18 protein-coding genes are annotated in these 15838 nt (G+C 70.8%); 11 read left to right on the top strand and 7 right to left on the bottom strand.

Features of this window, described 5'->3' with window-relative positions; translation table 11 throughout:
• Positions 1–100: 100 nt before the first annotated feature.
• The 3 genes from ACFY9E_RS33020 (at position 101) to moaA (ending at position 3240) form a co-directional block, all read left to right on the top strand.
• Positions 101–457, top strand: a complete 357-nt coding sequence (locus ACFY9E_RS33020; protein WP_390990341.1) for a DUF485 domain-containing protein — start codon at positions 101–103, stop codon at positions 455–457.
• Positions 454–2079: a cation acetate symporter gene (locus ACFY9E_RS33015; RefSeq protein WP_390990338.1), complete on the top strand. Its 1626-nt coding sequence runs from the start codon at positions 454–456 to the stop codon at positions 2077–2079. The genes ACFY9E_RS33020 and ACFY9E_RS33015 overlap by 4 nt, the downstream gene beginning before the upstream one ends.
• Before the next feature lie 171 nt (positions 2080–2250).
• Positions 2251–3240: a GTP 3',8-cyclase MoaA gene (gene moaA, locus ACFY9E_RS33010; protein ID WP_390990335.1), complete on the top strand. Its 990-nt coding sequence runs from the start codon at positions 2251–2253 to the stop codon at positions 3238–3240.
• Between the two features lie 28 nt (positions 3241–3268).
• On the opposite strand, the gene ACFY9E_RS33005 is transcribed toward moaA, so the two are convergent.
• The gene (locus tag ACFY9E_RS33005) at positions 3269–3481 is read right to left on the bottom strand and encodes a hypothetical protein (RefSeq protein ID WP_390990332.1); all 213 of its coding nucleotides are present in this window, start codon (positions 3479–3481) and stop codon (positions 3269–3271) included.
• A 217-nt stretch (positions 3482–3698) separates the two neighbouring features.
• Positions 3699–4094: a DUF3099 domain-containing protein gene (locus ACFY9E_RS33000; RefSeq protein ID WP_390990329.1), complete on the bottom strand. Its 396-nt coding sequence runs from the start codon at positions 4092–4094 to the stop codon at positions 3699–3701.
• A 245-nt stretch (positions 4095–4339) separates the two neighbouring features.
• Between ACFY9E_RS33000 and ACFY9E_RS32995 the strand changes: the two genes are divergently transcribed.
• Positions 4340–4615 carry a GlsB/YeaQ/YmgE family stress response membrane protein gene (locus tag ACFY9E_RS32995; protein ID WP_390990326.1) on the top strand — a complete coding sequence of 92 codons (276 nt, stop codon included), beginning with the start codon at positions 4340–4342 and terminating at the stop codon, positions 4613–4615.
• Positions 4616–4677: 62 nt separating this feature from the next.
• Here the strand turns inward: ACFY9E_RS32995 and tyrS are convergent, their stop codons facing one another.
• The 3 genes from tyrS to ACFY9E_RS32980 are packed head-to-tail and all read right to left on the bottom strand — an operon-like array spanning position 4678 to position 8917.
• Positions 4678–5946 carry a tyrosine--tRNA ligase gene (gene tyrS / locus ACFY9E_RS32990; RefSeq protein WP_390990323.1) on the bottom strand — a complete coding sequence of 423 codons (1269 nt, stop codon included), beginning with the start codon at positions 5944–5946 and terminating at the stop codon, positions 4678–4680.
• A gap of 56 nt (positions 5947–6002) precedes the next feature.
• Positions 6003–7397: a metallopeptidase TldD-related protein gene (locus ACFY9E_RS32985; protein ID WP_390990320.1), complete on the bottom strand. Its 1395-nt coding sequence runs from the start codon at positions 7395–7397 to the stop codon at positions 6003–6005.
• The gene (locus ACFY9E_RS32980) at positions 7394–8917 is read right to left on the bottom strand and encodes a metallopeptidase TldD-related protein (RefSeq protein WP_390990317.1); all 1524 of its coding nucleotides are present in this window, start codon (positions 8915–8917) and stop codon (positions 7394–7396) included. Before ACFY9E_RS32980 ends, ACFY9E_RS32985 begins: the two co-directional genes overlap by 4 nt.
• A gap of 269 nt (positions 8918–9186) precedes the next feature.
• On the opposite strand from ACFY9E_RS32980, the gene fabG reads away from it, so the two are divergent.
• The 3 genes from fabG to ACFY9E_RS32965 all read left to right on the top strand — a co-directional run bounded on the left by fabG (position 9187) and on the right by ACFY9E_RS32965 (position 11177).
• Positions 9187–9891, top strand: coding sequence for a 3-oxoacyl-[acyl-carrier-protein] reductase (gene fabG, locus ACFY9E_RS32975; RefSeq protein WP_390990315.1), 705 nt, complete (start codon positions 9187–9189; stop codon positions 9889–9891).
• Positions 9892–9896: 5 nt separating this feature from the next.
• Entirely contained in the window at positions 9897–10664 is a 768-nt protein-coding gene (gene fabI, locus ACFY9E_RS32970; protein ID WP_283972160.1) for an enoyl-ACP reductase FabI, read from the top strand.
• Positions 10665–10826: 162 nt separating this feature from the next.
• Complete coding sequence (locus ACFY9E_RS32965) at positions 10827–11177, top strand: hypothetical protein (protein WP_390990311.1); 351 nt, start codon at positions 10827–10829, stop codon at positions 11175–11177.
• Here the strand turns inward: ACFY9E_RS32965 and ACFY9E_RS32960 are convergent.
• Complete coding sequence (locus ACFY9E_RS32960; protein ID WP_390990308.1) at positions 11155–11847, bottom strand: FCD domain-containing protein; 693 nt, start codon at positions 11845–11847, stop codon at positions 11155–11157. The genes ACFY9E_RS32965 and ACFY9E_RS32960 overlap by 23 nt on opposite strands.
• Before the next feature lie 70 nt (positions 11848–11917).
• On the opposite strand from ACFY9E_RS32960, the gene ACFY9E_RS32955 reads away from it, so the two are divergent.
• The 4 genes from ACFY9E_RS32955 to ACFY9E_RS32940 all read left to right on the top strand — a co-directional run bounded on the left by ACFY9E_RS32955 (position 11918) and on the right by ACFY9E_RS32940 (position 14424).
• Entirely contained in the window at positions 11918–13285 is a 1368-nt protein-coding gene (locus ACFY9E_RS32955) for a CynX/NimT family MFS transporter (protein ID WP_390990305.1), read from the top strand.
• Between the two features lie 66 nt (positions 13286–13351).
• Positions 13352–13468, top strand: a complete 117-nt coding sequence (locus ACFY9E_RS32950) for an SGM_5486 family transporter-associated protein (RefSeq protein ID WP_097215821.1) — start codon at positions 13352–13354, stop codon at positions 13466–13468.
• A gap of 165 nt (positions 13469–13633) precedes the next feature.
• Positions 13634–13840, top strand: a complete 207-nt coding sequence (locus ACFY9E_RS32945; RefSeq protein WP_390990302.1) for a hypothetical protein — start codon at positions 13634–13636, stop codon at positions 13838–13840.
• Positions 13841–13905: 65 nt separating this feature from the next.
• Positions 13906–14424: a histidine phosphatase family protein gene (locus ACFY9E_RS32940; RefSeq protein WP_283972165.1), complete on the top strand. Its 519-nt coding sequence runs from the start codon at positions 13906–13908 to the stop codon at positions 14422–14424.
• Positions 14425–14483: 59 nt separating this feature from the next.
• On the opposite strand, the gene serB is transcribed toward ACFY9E_RS32940, so the two are convergent.
• Positions 14484–15710: a phosphoserine phosphatase SerB gene (gene serB / locus ACFY9E_RS32935; RefSeq protein WP_390990299.1), complete on the bottom strand. Its 1227-nt coding sequence runs from the start codon at positions 15708–15710 to the stop codon at positions 14484–14486.
• Between the last annotated feature and the right edge of the window lie 128 nt (positions 15711–15838).

Genomic DNA, 15838 nt, shown 5'->3' with positions numbered 1-15838 from the left:
GAACCGGTTCTCGCGTGCCGCCGTGACGTTGAACAGGGAGCGCGAGGACACTCGCCCCCGTCCCCGTTCACAACCGCTTCCTTCATTGCGAGGAGACTCCGTGGCCACCGACGCACCGCCCCCCTCGAAAGAGCAACACAAGCTCCCCTCACCCGAGGAGTTCGCCGAGGTGCACGAGAGTGCGGAGTTCGGTGAACTGCGCCGCTCCTACCGCTCGTTCGCCTTCCCGCTGACCGTCGGCTTCATCACCTGGTACCTGCTGTACGTCCTGCTCTCGAACTACGCGGGCGGCTTCATGGGCACCAAGCTCTTCGGCAACATCAACGTCGCCTTCGTCCTCGGCGTCGCCCAGTTCCTCACCACGTTCCTCATCGCCTGGTGGTACTCGCGGCACGCCGCCGCGAAGCTCGACCCCAAGGCCGAGGCCATCAAGACCCGGATGGAGAGCGGCGCATGAGCCCCGTACAGCACACCTTCCTCGCCGCGAACGAGGCCAGCGAGCACCGCCCGCTGATCATCACCCTGTTCGCGCTGTTCGTCCTCGCGACCCTCGGCATCACCATCTGGGCGGGCCGCCAGACCAAGGACGCCGCCGACTTCTACGCCGGCGGACGCCAGTTCAGCGCCTTCCAGAACGGCCTCGCCGTCTCCGGCGACTACATGTCCGCCGCCTCGTTCCTCGGCATCGCCGGCGCCATCGCCATCTTCGGCTACGACGGCTTCCTCTACTCCATCGGCTTCCTGGTCGCCTGGCTGGTCGCCCTGCTCCTGGTGGCCGAGCCACTGCGCAACTCCGGCCGCTACACCATGGGCGACGTCCTCGCGTACCGCATGCGCCAGCGCCCAGTCCGCACCGCGGCCGGTACGTCCACGATCGTGGTGTCGATCTTCTACCTGCTGGCGCAGATGGCCGGCGCGGGCGTCCTCGTCTCGCTGCTGCTCGGCATCACCTCCGACGCCGGCAAGATCCTCATCGTCGCCCTCGTCGGCCTCCTGATGATCGTCTACGTCTCCATCGGCGGCATGAAGGGCACCACCTGGGTGCAGATGGTCAAGGCCGTGCTGCTCATCGGCGGCACCCTCCTGATCACCTTCCTGGTGCTGCTGAAGTTCAACTTCAACATCTCCGACCTGCTCGGCACGGCCGCCGAGAACAGCGGCAAGGGCGCCGCCTTCCTGGAGCCCGGCCTCCAGTACGGCGCGACCGGCACCTCCAAGCTGGACTTCATCTCCCTCGGCATCGCCCTGGTGCTCGGCACCGCCGGTCTGCCGCACATCCTGATCCGCTTCTACACGGTGCCCGACGCCAAGGCCGCCCGTAAGTCCGTGAACTGGGCGATCGGCATCATCGGCGGCTTCTACCTGATGACGATCGCGCTCGGCTTCGGCGCCGCCGCGCTCATCTCGCAGGAAGAGATCATCGCCTCCAACCCGTCCGGCAACACGGCGGCACCCCTGCTCGCGCTGCACCTGGGCGGCGTCGACTCGACCTGGGGCGCGATCCTGCTCGCGACGATCTCGGCGGTGGCCTTCGCGACGATCCTCGCCGTCGTCGCCGGCCTCACCCTCGCCTCGTCGTCCTCCTTCGCGCACGACATCTACGCCAACGTCATCCGCAAGGGGAAGGCCTCCGGCGCCGAGGAGGTCCGCGCGGCCCGCTGGGCGACCGTCGCCATCGGCATCGTCTCCATCGGTCTCGGCGCCCTCGCGCGCGACCTGAACGTGGCCGGCCTGGTCGCCCTCGCCTTCGCCGTCGCCGCCTCCGCGAACCTCCCGACGATCCTCTACAGCCTGTTCTGGAAGCGCTTCACCACGCAGGGCGCGCTGTGGTCGATCTACGGCGGTCTGATCGTCGCCGTCGGCCTGGTGCTGTTCTCGCCCGTCGTCTCCGGCGACCCCAAGGCGATGTTCCCCGAGGTCGACTTCGCCTGGTTCCCGCTGAAGAACCCGGGCATCATCTCCATCCCGTTCGGCTTCCTCATGGGCTGGCTCGGCACGGTCCTGTCCAAGGAGGAGCCCGACGCCAAGAAGTACGCGGAGCTGGAGGTCCGGTCCCTGACCGGCACCGGAGCCCACTGAGCACGACCCGTCCCGCGCGGCCGCGTCGTAGGAACCTCCAGGTTCCCGCGGCGCGGCCGCGTCCCGCGTCGTGGGATCGGGCCTGTGGCGTTGTCGGTGGGGTCACGTAGGCTCGCAGGTGTCGGAGAAAAAGTGCCGCACGCACGATCCGCGACGAGGGAGGGGGCCCACGTGCTCATCGACACCTACGGCCGGGTGGCCACCGACCTGAGGGTCTCACTGACCGACCGGTGCAACCTGCGCTGCACGTACTGCATGCCCGAGGAGGGCCTGCAGTGGCTGGCCAAGCCTGACCTGCTCAACGACGACGAGATCGTCCGCCTGATCGACATCGCGGTCACCTCCCTCGGGATCGAGGAGGTGCGCTTCACCGGCGGGGAGCCCCTGCTGCGCCCCGGCCTGGCCGGGATCGTCGAGCGCGTCGCGGCCCTCGAGCCGCGCCCCCAGATGTCCCTCACCACCAACGGCATCGGCCTCAAGCGCACGGCCGCCGCCCTGAAGGAGGCGGGCCTGGACCGGGTCAACGTCTCCCTCGACACACTCCGCCCGGACGTCTTCAAGACCCTCACCCGCCGCGACCGCCACAAGGACGTCATCGAGGGCCTGCACGCCGCCCGCGACGCGGGCCTCACCCCGGTCAAGGTCAACTCGGTCCTGATGCCCGGGCTCAACGACGACGAGGCCCCCGACCTGCTGGCCTGGGCCGTGGAGCACGACTACGAGCTGCGCTTCATCGAGCAGATGCCCCTGGACGCCCAGCACGGCTGGAAGCGCGACGGCATGATCACGGCCGGGGACATCCTGACCTCCCTGCGCACCCGCTTCGAGCTGACCGCGGAGGGCGAGGAGAAGCGCGGCTCGGCCCCCGCGGAGCGCTGGCTGGTCGACGGCGGACCGCATGTGGTCGGCGTGATCGCCTCCGTCACCCGCCCCTTCTGCGCGGCCTGCGACCGCACCCGCCTCACCGCCGACGGCCAGGTCCGCACCTGCCTGTTCGCCCAGGAGGAGACGGACCTGCGCGCCGCCCTGCGCTCGGGCGCTCCGGACGAGGAGATCGCCCGCATCTGGCGCCTGGCGATGTGGGGCAAGAAGGCGGGAGCGGGCCTGGACGACCCGACGTTCGTCCAGCCCGACCGGCCGATGTCGGCCATCGGAGGCTAGGCACCCGGGCCGGGAGTTCCGGGACCTCTCAGTCCTGGGACTCCCACTCCTTCAGCAGGACCACGTCCTTCAGAAAGCCCCGCACCCCGAGGAACTGCGACAGATGCTCGCGATGCTCCTCACAGGCCAGCCACGTCTTGCGCCGCTCCGGCGTATGGATCTTCGGGTTGTTCCACGCCAGCACCCACACGGCCTCGGCACGGCAGCCCTTCGCGGAACAGATGGGCGTCTCGTCACTCACAGCTTCGTCTCGCAGAAAAGGCGACGCCGAGCAGCCACGGGGGGAGCTGCCCGGCGTCGGTCCGTCGCTCCGACGGGGGATGCGGAGCGCGTACGAAGTATGTCACGGGTAACCCCGAGCCCGGCACTGGAACAACATGATTGATCTGAGCTTTTCTTGAGCTTGGCGGGAAGATGACTTCCCTTCGCGATCTCCCGTGATCTCACCCCGGGAGCCCCTATCGCTCGTGCGACTCGCTCCGCGCACCCGCACCCGGCCCGGACACGGCATCTTCCGCGACGGATTCCGCCGGGCCCTCACCCGGCCCCGGCGGCGCGATCATCGGACGCACCGGCGCCGCCACGAACGTCGACGGCAGAGACGGCGCGTTCTCGCGCCCGGCGTTGGCGATCACCACCGCGATGTACGGCAGCACCAGACCGAGCACCAACGCCACGGCGGCGACGTGCCGTTCGACGTTCCACAGGGTGGCCGCGAGGATCACGGAGATCGTGCGGACCGTCATCGAGATCACGTAGCGGCGCTGTCGCCCGCGTACGTCTTCCTGGAGTCCCGTCCGGGCACCGGTGATCCGGAAAACCTGGACGTTGCCGCCGCCACGCTGCTTCCGCATCGCATTCCACCATCCGCCCGTATCGGACTCTCCCCGCCCCGTAGCCGCCCACGGCCGGTCGGGGAAACCTGACCGGGACACCTTCCACGGTACGCCGCGCCTGCGCCGCCCACGAGACCGGGTGGCGCCTCACCCGGGCGGACAGCCTGCGCCGTAGCGCGGACGGCCCCCGTCGGCATGCGGCGTAGGGCAGGCGGGCCGACACTGGCGGTAGTGCTCACGTCGAGCCGTACGAGGAGGAAGCGATGGGCTGGTTGTGGGCGATCGTCGTAGGACTGGTGCTCGGTCTGCTCGCCAAGGCGATCATTCCGGGCAAACAGCATATTCCGCTGTGGCTGACCGTCATCCTGGGCATGATCGGCGGCATCGCCGGCAATGCCATCGCCCGGGCGGCCGGTGTCGAGGCCACGTCGGGCATCGACTGGTGGCGGCACATCTTCCAACTGGTGGCCGCGCTCATCCTCGTCGGTCTCGGTGACCGGGCCTGGACGGCGGCCCGGGGGGACAGACGCAGGGCGTAACGGGACACACGAGAAGGGGGCGGCCTCCGGCACCGCCGGAGGCCGCCCCCTTCACCGTGCTCTCAGGCGCCCGTGACCTCGACCGCCGCCAGATTCTTCTTGCCCCGGCGCAGCACCAGCCAGCGGCCGTGCAGCAGGTCCTCCTTGGCGGGGACGGCGTCCTCGCCGGCGACCTTGACGTTGTTCACGTAGGCGCCGCCCTCCTTGACCGTGCGGCGCGCGGCCGACTTGCTGGCCACCAGGCCGACCTCGGCGAAGAGGTCGACGGCCGGGCCGAGCTCGGCGACCTGGACGTGCGGCACCTCGGAGAGGGCCGCGGCCAGGGTCCTCTCGTCGAGCTCCGCCAGCTCGCCCTGCCCGAAGAGGGCCTTGGACGCGGCGATCACGGCGGCCGTCTGGTCGGCGCCGTGCACCAGCGTCGTCAGCTCCTCGGCGAGGGCCCGCTGCGCGGCCCGGGCCTGCGGACGCTCCTCCGTCTGCCGCTCCAGCTCCTCCAGCTCCTCGCGGGAGCGGAAGGACAGGATGCGCATGTACCGGGAGATGTCCCGGTCGTCCACGTTCAGCCAGAACTGGTAGAACGCGTACGGCGTCGTCATCTCCGGGTCGAGCCAGACGGCGCCGCCCTCGGTCTTGCCGAACTTGGTGCCGTCCGCCTTGGTCATCAGCGGCGTCGCCAGCGCGTGCACCGTCGCGTCGGGCTCCAGACGGTGGATCAGGTCCAGGCCCGCCGTGAGGTTGCCCCACTGGTCGCTGCCGCCCTGCTGCAGCGTGCAGCCGTGGCGCCGGTAGAGCTGGAGGAAGTCCATGCCCTGCAGGAGCTGGTAGCTGAACTCCGTGTAGCTGATGCCCTCGGAGGACTCCAGGCGGCGGGCCACGGAGTCCTTCGTCAGCATCTTGTTGACGCGGAAGTGCTTGCCGATGTCCCGGAGGAACTCGATCGCGGAGAGCCCCTCCGTCCAGTCGAGGTTGTTGACCATGACGGCCGCGTTCTCGCCCTGGAAGTCGAGGAAGGGCTCGATCTGGGCACGCAGCTTGGCGACCCAGCCGGTGACCGTCTCCGGGTCGTTCAACGTGCGCTCCGCGGTCGGGCGCGGGTCGCCGATCAGGCCCGTGGCACCGCCGACCAGCGCCAGCGGCCGGTGACCGGCCTGCTGGAGCCGGCGCACGGTGAGTACCTGCACCAGGTGCCCCACGTGCAGCGACGGCGCCGTCGGGTCGAAACCGCAATAGAACGTGACGGGACCGTCCGCGAGCGCCTTGCGCAAAGCGTCCTCGTCAGTGGACAGGGCGAACAGCCCGCGCCACTTCAGCTCGTCGACGATGTCCGTCACGGTTCTCGTGTCTCCTCGATGATCTTCGGGCAGTCGGGTGACAGCCGACTACGAGGTTATACGCCCTGGCTGACAGAGCTCATATTGAAATCGGGGACGCGCAGCGCGGGCATCGCCGCCCTGGTGAACCAGTCGCTCCATTCCCTCGGCAGGGTCTTCTCGGTCCGCCCCGCCTCCGTGGCCCGGCCGAGCACCCCGACCGGCGACTCGTTGAACCGGAAGTTGTTCACCTCGCCCGTCACCTCGCCGTTCTCGACGAGGTAGACGCCGTCCCGGGTCAGGCCCGTCAGCAGCAGCGTCGCCGGGTCGACCTCCCGGATGTACCACAGGCAGGTCAGCAGCAACCCGCGCTCGGTGTTCGCGACCATCTCGTCCAGGGAGCGGTCCTCGCCGCCGTCCAGGACGATGTTGTCGATGCCCGGCGCGACGGGCAGCCCGGTCAGGCCGGCGCTGTGCCTGCTGGTCGTCAGGTGCCGCAACTCGCCCTCGCGCATCCACTCGGTGGCCGCGAGCGGCAGCCCGTTGTCGAACACCGACTGATCACCCCCGGAGGAGTGCGCGATCACGAAGGGCGCCGACTCCAGGCCCGGCTCGTTCGGGTCGCTGCGCAGGGTCAGCGGCAGGTCGGTCAGCTTCTCGCCGACCCGCGTGCCCCCGCCCGGCTTGGAGAACACCGTGCGGCCCTCGACCGCGTCCCGGCCCGACGCCGACCACATCTGGTAGATCAGCAGGTCCGCCACGGCCGTCGGCGGCAGCAGCGTCTCGTAGCGCCCCGCCGGCAGCTCCACACGCCGCTCGGCCCACCCGAGGCGCACGGCCAGCTCCGCGTCCAGCGCCGCCGGGTCGACGTCCTTGAAGTCCCGGGTGGAGCGCCCGGCCCACGCGGACCGGGTGCGGTCCGGGGACTTGGCGTTCAGCTCCAGCGTCCCGTTCGGCTGGTCGTGCCGCAGCCGCAGCCCCGTGGACGTGCCGACGTACGACGACACCAGCTCGTGGTTGGCGAAGCCGTACAGCTCGCGGCCGCCCGCACGCGCGCGGGCGAAGGCCTCGCCGAGCGCCGGGGCGAAGTCGGCGAACACGGCCGAGGAGGTCTCGGCGGGGGCCTCCGTGAACTCCGGCGACCGCTCCACGCCCGTGACCAGCGGCTGTGCGTCCTCGGCGGGTGCGGCGCCGCGCGCCGCGGCCTCGGCGGCCCGCACCAGGGGCTCCAGCTCGTCGGCGGTCACGGCCGAGCGTGACACGACCCCGGAGGCCGTGCCCTCCTTGCCGTCGACCGTGGCGACGACGGTGAGCGTGCGCCCGCGTGTGACGCCGTTCGTGGTCAGCGCGTTGCCGGCCCAGCGCAGGTTGGCGGTGGACTGCTCGTCGGCGATGACGACACAGCCGTCCGCCCGGGACAGCTCGAGGGCGCGCTCGACGACCTCGTGCGGCTTGCTGGAACGCGCGCTCATCGACCGGCCTCCTGGGTCGTGTTGAGGATGTTGACGCCCTTGAAGAGGGCCGACGGGCAGCCGTGCGAGACGGCCGCGACCTGCCCCGGCTGGGCCTTGCCGCAGTTGAAGGCGCCGCCGAGCACATAGGTCTGCGGCCCGCCGACCGCCGACATCGAGCCCCAGAAGTCGGTGGTGGTCGCCTGGTAGGCGACATCGCGCAGCTGCCCGGCGAGCCGCCCGTTCTCGATGCGGTAGAAGCGCTGACCGGTGAACTGGAAGTTGTAGCGCTGCATGTCGATCGACCAGGACCGGTCGCCCACGACGTAGATGCCGCGCTCCACGCCGCCGATGAGGTCCTCGGTGGACATCCCGGCCGGGTCCGGCCGCAACGACACGTTGGCCATACGCTGCACCGGCACGTGTCCGGGGGAGTCCGCGTAGGCGCAGCCGTTGGACCGCTCGAAGCCGGTCAGCTTCGCGATGCGCCGGTCCAGCTGGTAGCCGACGAGCGTGCCGTCCTTGACCAGGTCCCAGGACTGGCCCGCGACGCCCTCGTCGTCGTACCCGATGGTGGCCAGGCCGTGCTCGGCGGTGCGGTCGCCGGTGACGTTCATCAGCTCCGAGCCGTACCGCAACTTGCCCAGCTGGTCGAACGTGGCGAACGAGGTGCCTGCGTAGGCCGCCTCGTAGCCGAGGGCCCGGTCGAGCTCGGTGGCGTGCCCGATGGACTCGTGGATGGTCAGCCACAGGTTGGACGGGTCGACGACCAGGTCGTACAGGCCCGGCTGGACGCTCGGCGCGCGCATCTTCTCGGCGAGCAGCTCCGGGATGCGCTCCAGCTCGCCCTCCCAGTCCCAGCCGGTGCCCCGCAGGTACTCCCAGCCGCGTCCCACCGGCGGCGCGAGGGTGCGCATCGAGTCGAACTCGCCGCTCGACTCGTCCACCGACACCGCGTTGAAGACCGGGTGCAGCCGCACCCGCTGCTGCGTGGTCACGGTCCCGGCGGTGTCGGCGTAGAACTTGTTCTCGTGGACCGTGAGCAGCGAGGAATCGACGTGGTCGACCCCGTCGGCCGCCAGCAGCCGCGCGCTCCACTCCGCGATGAGGCCGGCCTTCTCCTCGTCGGGCACGGAGAAGGGGTCGATCTCGTACGACGAGATCCACGTCTTGTCCGCGTGCACCGGCTCGTCGGCCAGCTCCACCCGCTCCTCCGAACCCGCCGCCTTGATCACCTGGGCGGACAGCTTGGCCATCGCCACCGCCTGCCCGGCGACCCTGGCGGCGGCGTCCATGGTGAGGTCGACGCCGGACGCGAAGCCCCACGTACCGCCGTGCACCACCCGCACCGCGTACCCGAGGTCGGTGGTGTCCGACGACCCGGCGGGCTTGGCGTCCCGGAACCGCCAGGAGGCGCCCCGCACCCGTTCGAACCGGAAGTCCGCGTGCTCGGCGCCCAGCGCTCGCGCGCGTGCGAGGGCCGCGTCGGCGAGGGCGCGTAGGGGGAGGGCCGTGAAGGCCTCGTCGATGGTATGAGGCACCGCCGTCTCTTTCTGTCGAGGTGACCGTGGTTGCCGTACGTATGACTGCTCCGATCATGTCGTCCATCCCGCGCGCGGGCCATGAGTTTGATGGGCCGGACCCGCGGCTTTCTGTAGGGATCCGACAGTGAGTCCCGTACGCCACTGTCGGTGCCCGATTGTCCGCGGGGCTGCCCGGACCGATAGGTTTTCGAGGAAGCCGCCTGTCATCACCGCCTGTCGTCCAGGCGCCGGGCGGGGTATCAGACCGCTATCGAAAGGGTGATCCGTTGAGCCGCTCGGTTCTCGTCACCGGAGGCAACCGGGGCATCGGCCTCGCCATCGCCCGTGCTTTCGCCGATGCCGGCGACAAGGTCGCCATCACATACCGCTCGGGTGAGCCGCCCACCGGCTTCCTGGCGGTCAAGTGCGACATCACCGACGCCGAGCAGGTGGAGCAGGCCTACAAGGAGATCGAGGAGGCTCACGGCCCCGTCGAGATCCTCATCGCCAACGCCGGCATCACCAAGGACCAGCTCCTGATGCGCATGTCCGAGGAGGACTTCACCTCGGTCATCGACACCAACCTCACCGGCACCTTCCGCGTGGTGAAGCGCGCCAACCGCGGCATGCTGCGCGCCAAGAAGGGCCGTGTGGTGCTCATCTCGTCGGTCGTCGGACTGTACGGCGGTCCCGGCCAGGCGAATTACGCCGCCTCCAAGGCCGCGCTGGTCGGCTTCGCGCGTTCCCTCGCCCGTGAGCTGGGCTCGCGCAACATCACCTTCAACGTCGTCGCGCCCGGCTTCGTCGACACCGACATGACCAAGGCGCTCACCGACGAGCAGCGCGAGAACATCGTGAAGCAGGTTCCGCTCGGCCGGTACGCCCAGCCGGAGGAGATCGCCGCGACGGTGCGGTTCCTCGCCTCGGACGACGCCTCGTACATCACTGGAGCCGTCATTCCCGTTGACGGCGGACTGGGAATGGGTCACTGATCACCATGAGCGGAATTCTCGAGGGCAAGCGCGTCCTGATCACCGGTGTGCTGACGGAGGCCTCCATCGCCTTCCACACCGCCAAGCTGGCCCAGGAGCAGGGCGCCGAGGTCATCCTCACGGCGTTCCCGCGGCCCACGCTGACCGAGCGCATCGCCAAGAAGCTGCCCAAGCCCACCAAGGTCATCGAGCTCGACGTCACCAACGACGAGCACCTCGGCCGCCTGGCCGACATCGTCGGCGAGGAGCTCGGCGGCCTCGACGGGGTCGTCCACTCCATCGGCTTCGCCCCGCAGGACGCCCTCGGCGGCAACTTCCTGAACACGCCGTTCGAGTCGGTGGCCACCGCCATGCACGTCTCGGCGTACTCCCTGAAGTCGCTGACCATGGCCTGCCTGCCGCTGATGCAGAACGGCGGCTCGGTCGTCGGTCTGACGTTCGACGCGCAGTTCGCCTGGCCGCAGTACGACTGGATGGGCCCGGCCAAGGCCGCCCTGGAGGCCACCAGCCGCTACATGGCCCGTGACCTGGGCAAGCAGAACATCCGCTGCAACCTGGTCTCGGCCGGTCCGCTCGGTTCCATGGCCGCCAAGTCCATCCCGGGCTTCGGCGAGCTGGCGTCCGTGTGGGACTCCCGCTCCCCGCTGGAGTGGGACCTGAAGGACCCGGAGCCGGCCGGCCGCGGTGTCGTCGCGCTGCTGAGCGACTGGTTCCCGAAGACCACGGGCGAGATCATCCACGTGGACGGTGGTCTGCACGCCATCGGAGCCTGATCTCCCCTGCGTCCGGCGACGCCCCGTTCCCCGCAGCGCGCGGGGAGCGGGGCGTCACCCGTTCGGCTCAGCAGGCCAGGCGGGGGAGGCCCGCAACTGGGCACCCTGGAGTACGCGTTCACCACGCGAGCCCCTCCCCAGCACGGCCGAGGAGGTCCCCTTGTGCGCTTGTCCCGCCGAATGGCCTCACTGTCCGTCGCCGCCACGCTCGTGCTGACCGTGGCGTACGAGGCCGTGCCCCACGCGCGCGTGCCGGCCGAGGAGCGCGAGTCCGCCGAGCCCTTCGGCGCGGCCTGCCGGATCCGCGTGACCGGCTCCAAGGTGACCGTGTACTGCCACAACCCGTACCCGGTGACCGACCGTGTGAGCCTGCACGTGGAGTGCGCACGCTGGTGGGACATCGACACCGACAGCTCGCCGGTCGCGGCCGGGCCCGCGCAGACCGTGCGGCTGACCGGACGGTGCTGGAAAGAGGTCGGCGACGTGTGGATCAGTCACCGGAGGGAGAGCTGATCCCGCCCAGCCGGCACAGGAACGGATAGCGCGCGGCCTCCGCCGCGGCCGCGTCCGCCTCGCCCGCGCGAATCGCCTCCAGCAGCCGCCCGTGGTCCATGTGCGTCTCCGGCGTCAGCTTCTCGCCGACGTCCTCGCGCAGCCAGTCCCGCAGCACCTCGCCCAGATCCGCGTACATGGCCGTCATCACGTCGTTGTGGGAGGCGGACACCACGGCCAGGTGGAAGGTCGCGTCCGCGGTCACGAACGCCTCCTTGTCACCCGACTCCCAGGCCTGCTCGCGCCGCAGCAGCAGCGCGTCGAGCTGCTTGAGGTCCCTCTCCGTGCGCCGCTCGGCGGCGAGCCGGGCGGCGGCCGACTCCAGCGTGGAGCGCAGCTCGGCGATGTGCCGGGGGTCGGCCTCGGCGAACCGCCGCTGCATCACGCCCGCCAGCTCGCTCGTCGCCACGACGTACGTGCCGGAACCCTGGCGGATGTCCAGCAGCCCGTTGTGCGACAGGGCGCGAACGGCCTCACGGACCGTGTTGCGCGCGACGCCCAGCTGCTCGACCAGTTCGGGCTCGGTCGGGATCCGGGAGCCGACGGGCCACTCGCCCGAGGTGATCTGCGCCCGCAGCGCGGCGATGACCTGCTCGGACAGGGCCGAACGACGGGGATGGCTCAGGGGCATGGCACACCTTCCCACGACCGGGGTGCCGGAGGGCAGCCGACCACTGGACAGTCAATCATCCTATGATTCTATGATGGGCCTCATGCCTAGTGAGGAAACCCGGACGATGACGCCCCCGCCCGTACGCGGCTCGGCCGCGCACGACGACGGGAAACCGGGCGGCGCGTCCACGCGCGTGTGGACGATGCGGCTGCTCGTCCTCGGCATCGTGCTGTCCGCGCTGAACCTCCGCCCCGCCATCACCAGCCTCGGCGCCCTCTTGGAGGAGGTGCGCGACGGACTCGGCATGAGCGGCAGCGTGGCCGGACTGCTCACCTCCGTGCCGCCGCTGTGCTTCGCCGTCTTCGGCGTCATGGCCCCGCGGCTGGCCCGCCGCTTCGGAGCGGGCGCCGTGGTGTGCGCCGGCATGGCCGCCATCGCCACCGGGCTGATCGTCCGCCCCTACGCCGGCGGCACGGCCGGCTTCCTGGCCGGCAGCGCCCTGGCCCTCATGGGCATCGCGGTCAGCAACGTCCTGATGCCGGTCATCGTCAAGCACTGGTTCCCCGACCGCGTGGGGTCCATGACCGGCCTGTACTCGATGGCCCTCGCCCTCGGCACCGCCCTCGCGGCGGCCGTGACGGTGCCCCTGACCGACGCCCTCGGCGGCAGCTGGCAGACGGGCCTGGTCCTGTGGGCCGGGCTCGCCGTGGCGGCGGTCCTGCCCTGGCTGCCCTTCGTCCGGGGGCGCGTGACGCCGCCCGCGACGGGGGAGAGGACGGCGGACGCGGAGACCGGCGGCGACGGGCCCGTGCGGGGCCGGGAACCGCAGGCCCCCGCCTCGGCCGAGCACGCGCGCGAGGAGGCGCCCCGGCTGCGGATGACCCGCAGCCGTACCGCCTGGGCCCTGGCCGTCTTCTTCGGGCTCCAGGCCACCGCCGCCTACATCACCATGGGCTGGATGGCGCAGATCTTCCGGGACGCCGGTGTGCCCGCCGGCACCGCGGGCCTGCTGCTGGCCGTCACCATGGTCATGGGCGTCCCCCTGGCCTTCGTCATACCCCGCCTGGCCACCCGGCTGCCCCACCAGGGCCCCATCGCGCTCGCCCTGGGCGTCTGCGGCCTCGCCGGCTACGCCGGGCTGTACCTCGCGCCCGCCGCCGGAGCCTGGGCCTGGGCCGTGCTGCTCGGCATCGCCAACTGCGCCTTCCCGCTCGCCCTGACCATGGTCGGCATGAGGGCCAGGACCGGCCCGGGCGTGGCCCAGCTGTCGGCGTTCGCGCAGAGCACCGGCTACCTGATCTCCATCCCCGGACCGCTGCTCGTGGGCGTCCTCTACCAGCACAGCGGCGGCTGGGGCCTGCCGATCGCGCTGATGAGCGCCCTGATGATCCCGCAGATGGCCGTCGGCTTCCTGGCCGGCCGCGACCGCACGGTGGAGGACGAGGCCGCCCGCTGACCCCGCCCCACACCTGGGGTCACCCCCGGGGCGCCCGGCGGGCACGGCGGGTGGGAGACTGGCCCCATGCCAGTGCTCGACCCGAACCCCCAGCACGGTCAGAAGAAGATGCTGCTCGTCTTCGGCGCCTTCTTCGCGATCTTCATCGTCATCGCCGTCATCGCGACCATCGCCTCGCCATGACCGGCGCTCACACGGCCCATGGTGGGGTTAGCCCCCCTGTCCCCTAGGGGGTGAGGGTCAGGGTCAAGTGGGTGGATCACCGGATGGGTCGGCAGCCGCCGATTCCGTAGCTTCGAGGGTGTGACCGCGAGACGGTCACCGACCACTCGGAGAGCGGAGGCACCCATGTCGGCCCCTACGCACACCCGGCCCTGTCCGGCGACCCGGGCCGGTGCCGCCGATCGGCTGCCCTGGTGGGCCCTCGCCCTGCCCGTGCTCGCCTTCACCGCGCTGCTCGCCCTGATCCTGAACCCGTCCGACGCGCACGCGGCCACCGGCGGTCCCGCCATCGCCCACCTCCTCGAGCGTGTGCAGCAGCTGACAGTCCGCTGATCACAGCCGAAGCCGGTGGTCAACTCCCTGCGCCACATGGCGTGTTTCATGCGAAGCTGGATCTCATGAGCGTCGCAGAACCCCGCAGGATTGTCCTCTTCCGCCATGCGAAAGCCGACTGGCCGCAGGTGACCGACCACGAGCGTCCGCTCGCCGACCGGGGCCGCATGGACGCGGCGGAGGCCGGGCGCAGGCTGACCGACACCGGTCTCGCCTTCGACCTGGCCCTGTGCTCCACCGCGGTCCGGACCCGGGAGACCTGGAAGCTCGCCGTCCAGGAGTTCCCGCAGCGGCCGAAAACCGTCTACGAGGAGCGGATCTACGATGCCTCGCCGGGCGAGCTGATCGCTCTGCTCAACGAGACCCCCGACGACGCGCAGACCATCCTCATGGTCGGGCACAACCCGGGCATCCAGGGCCTCGCCGAAGTCCTGGCGGGCTCCGGCGAGGACGAGGCCCGGGAGCGGATGGCGCGCCGTGGGTTCCCGGCCGCCGCCTTCGCCGTGCTGTCGTTCACCGGCGCGTGGAAGAGCCTGGAGCCGGGCGTGGCCACGCTGCGGGACTACTGGGCGCCGGCCGAGTGACGATCCCCGTGTGACAGGGGCCCGGCGCCGGTGCGGTGCCGGGCCCTTCCCACGCGGGTTCAGCCGAGGTCGAGGATGTCCGCCGCCTCGACCTCTTCGCGTGTGATGCCCAGCAGGTACAGGACCGTGTCCAGGAACGGGAAGTTCACCGCGGCGTGCGCGGCCTCGCGCACCACCGGCTTGGCGTTGAAGGCCACCCCGAGACCGGCCGCGTTCAGCATGTCCAGGTCGTTCGCGCCGTCACCGATCGCCACCGTCTGCGACAGCGGCACACCCGCCTCCGCGGCGAACCGGCGCAGCAGCCGTGCCTTGCCCGCCCGGTCGACGATCTCGCCGGTGACCCGGCCCGTCAGCCGGCCGTCGACGATCTCCAGGGTGTTGGCGTGGGCGAAGTCCAGCCCGAGCCGCTCCTTCAGGTCGTCGGTGACCTGAGTGAAGCCGCCCGAGACGACACCGACTTGGTAGCCGAGCCGCTTCAGCGTACGGATCAGGGTGCGGGCGCCGGGCGTCAGCCGCACCTCGCTGCGCACCTTGTCCACGACCGAGGCGTCCAGCCCCTCCAGCAGCGCCACGCGCGCGTGCAGGGACTGCTCGAAGTCCAGCTCCCCGCGCATCGCGGCCGCCGTCACCTCGGCGACCTTGTCCTCGCAGCCGGCGTGCGCGGCGAACAGCTCGATGACCTCGTCCTGGATCAGCGTCGAGTCGACGTCCATCACGACCAGGCGCTGCGCGCGCCGGTACAGGCCGGCGGCGACGACCGCCACATCGATGCCGAGCCTGGCCGCGTCGGTCATCAGGGCGGTGCGCAGCGGCTCGGTCTCCACGCCGGAGACGGCGAACTCGACGGCGGTCACGGGGTACTTGGCGAGCCGGAAGATACGGTCGATGTTGCCGCCGGTCTTCGTGATCCGCGCGGCGATCGCGGCCGTCGCCTCGGCGGTGAGCGGGTGCCCGAGCACGGTGACCAGGGAGCGGCCCAGCCCGCGAGGGCGGTTGTCGCCGAGACCGGAGATGATCTCCGCCTGCATCTTCATCGACTCGGCCCAGCTGTGGACGGTCGCCCGCAGATCCCCTTCGAGCCCGGGGGGCGGCTCGGTCACGAGCGCGCACAGCACCATCCGGCCACGGGTGACGACCTGCTCGATGTCGACGACGTCGACGGAGTAGGCGGCGAGGGTGTCGAAGAGGCCGGCGGTGATGCCCGGCCTGTCCTTGCCGAAGATCTTCACGAGGAGAGTGGGGACGTCGGCAGGGACGTCGGAAGACGAGGTCTGCGAAGCGCTCATGGTGGTTCCACCGTATCCGGCGGGCGGGGCGTACCGCCCTGGAGGTCCGTCTGGCGGACAGCGAACACTGCATGTCGCCTCGGTGGCGTGAACCTTACGTACCGGTACGGCGTCCTGTTCCCCTCGCC

Origin of the sequence: Streptomyces sp. NPDC012466, assembly GCF_042955215.1 — a bacterium.
GTDB lineage: Bacteria > Actinomycetota > Actinomycetes > Streptomycetales > Streptomycetaceae > Streptomyces.
Note: the sequence above shows the minus strand (reverse complement) of the source record. Positions and strands in the feature narration are given on the sequence as shown.

Bases quoted from the DNA above. Each gene is read 5' to 3' on its own strand.
- ACFY9E_RS32960 (WP_390990308.1), bottom strand. From the start codon at position 11,847: ATGCCCCTGAGCCATCCCCGTCGTTCGGCCCTGTCCGAGCAGGTCATC.
- ACFY9E_RS32995 (WP_390990326.1), top strand. From the start codon at position 4,340: ATGGGCTGGTTGTGGGCGATCGTCGTAGGACTGGTGCTCGGTCTGCTC.
- fabI (WP_283972160.1), top strand. From the start codon at position 9,897: ATGAGCGGAATTCTCGAGGGCAAGCGCGTCCTGATCACCGGTGTGCTG.
- ACFY9E_RS32950 (WP_097215821.1), top strand. From the start codon at position 13,352: ATGCCAGTGCTCGACCCGAACCCCCAGCACGGTCAGAAGAAGATGCTG.
- ACFY9E_RS32940 (WP_283972165.1), top strand. From the start codon at position 13,906: ATGAGCGTCGCAGAACCCCGCAGGATTGTCCTCTTCCGCCATGCGAAA.
- ACFY9E_RS33015 (WP_390990338.1), top strand. From the start codon at position 454: ATGAGCCCCGTACAGCACACCTTCCTCGCCGCGAACGAGGCCAGCGAG.
- ACFY9E_RS32955 (WP_390990305.1), top strand. From the start codon at position 11,918: ATGATGGGCCTCATGCCTAGTGAGGAAACCCGGACGATGACGCCCCCG.
- ACFY9E_RS32945 (WP_390990302.1), top strand. From the start codon at position 13,634: ATGTCGGCCCCTACGCACACCCGGCCCTGTCCGGCGACCCGGGCCGGT.
- serB (WP_390990299.1), bottom strand. From the start codon at position 15,710: ATGAGCGCTTCGCAGACCTCGTCTTCCGACGTCCCTGCCGACGTCCCC.
- ACFY9E_RS32985 (WP_390990320.1), bottom strand. From the start codon at position 7,397: ATGAGCGCGCGTTCCAGCAAGCCGCACGAGGTCGTCGAGCGCGCCCTC.
- ACFY9E_RS33000 (WP_390990329.1), bottom strand. From the start codon at position 4,094: ATGCGGAAGCAGCGTGGCGGCGGCAACGTCCAGGTTTTCCGGATCACC.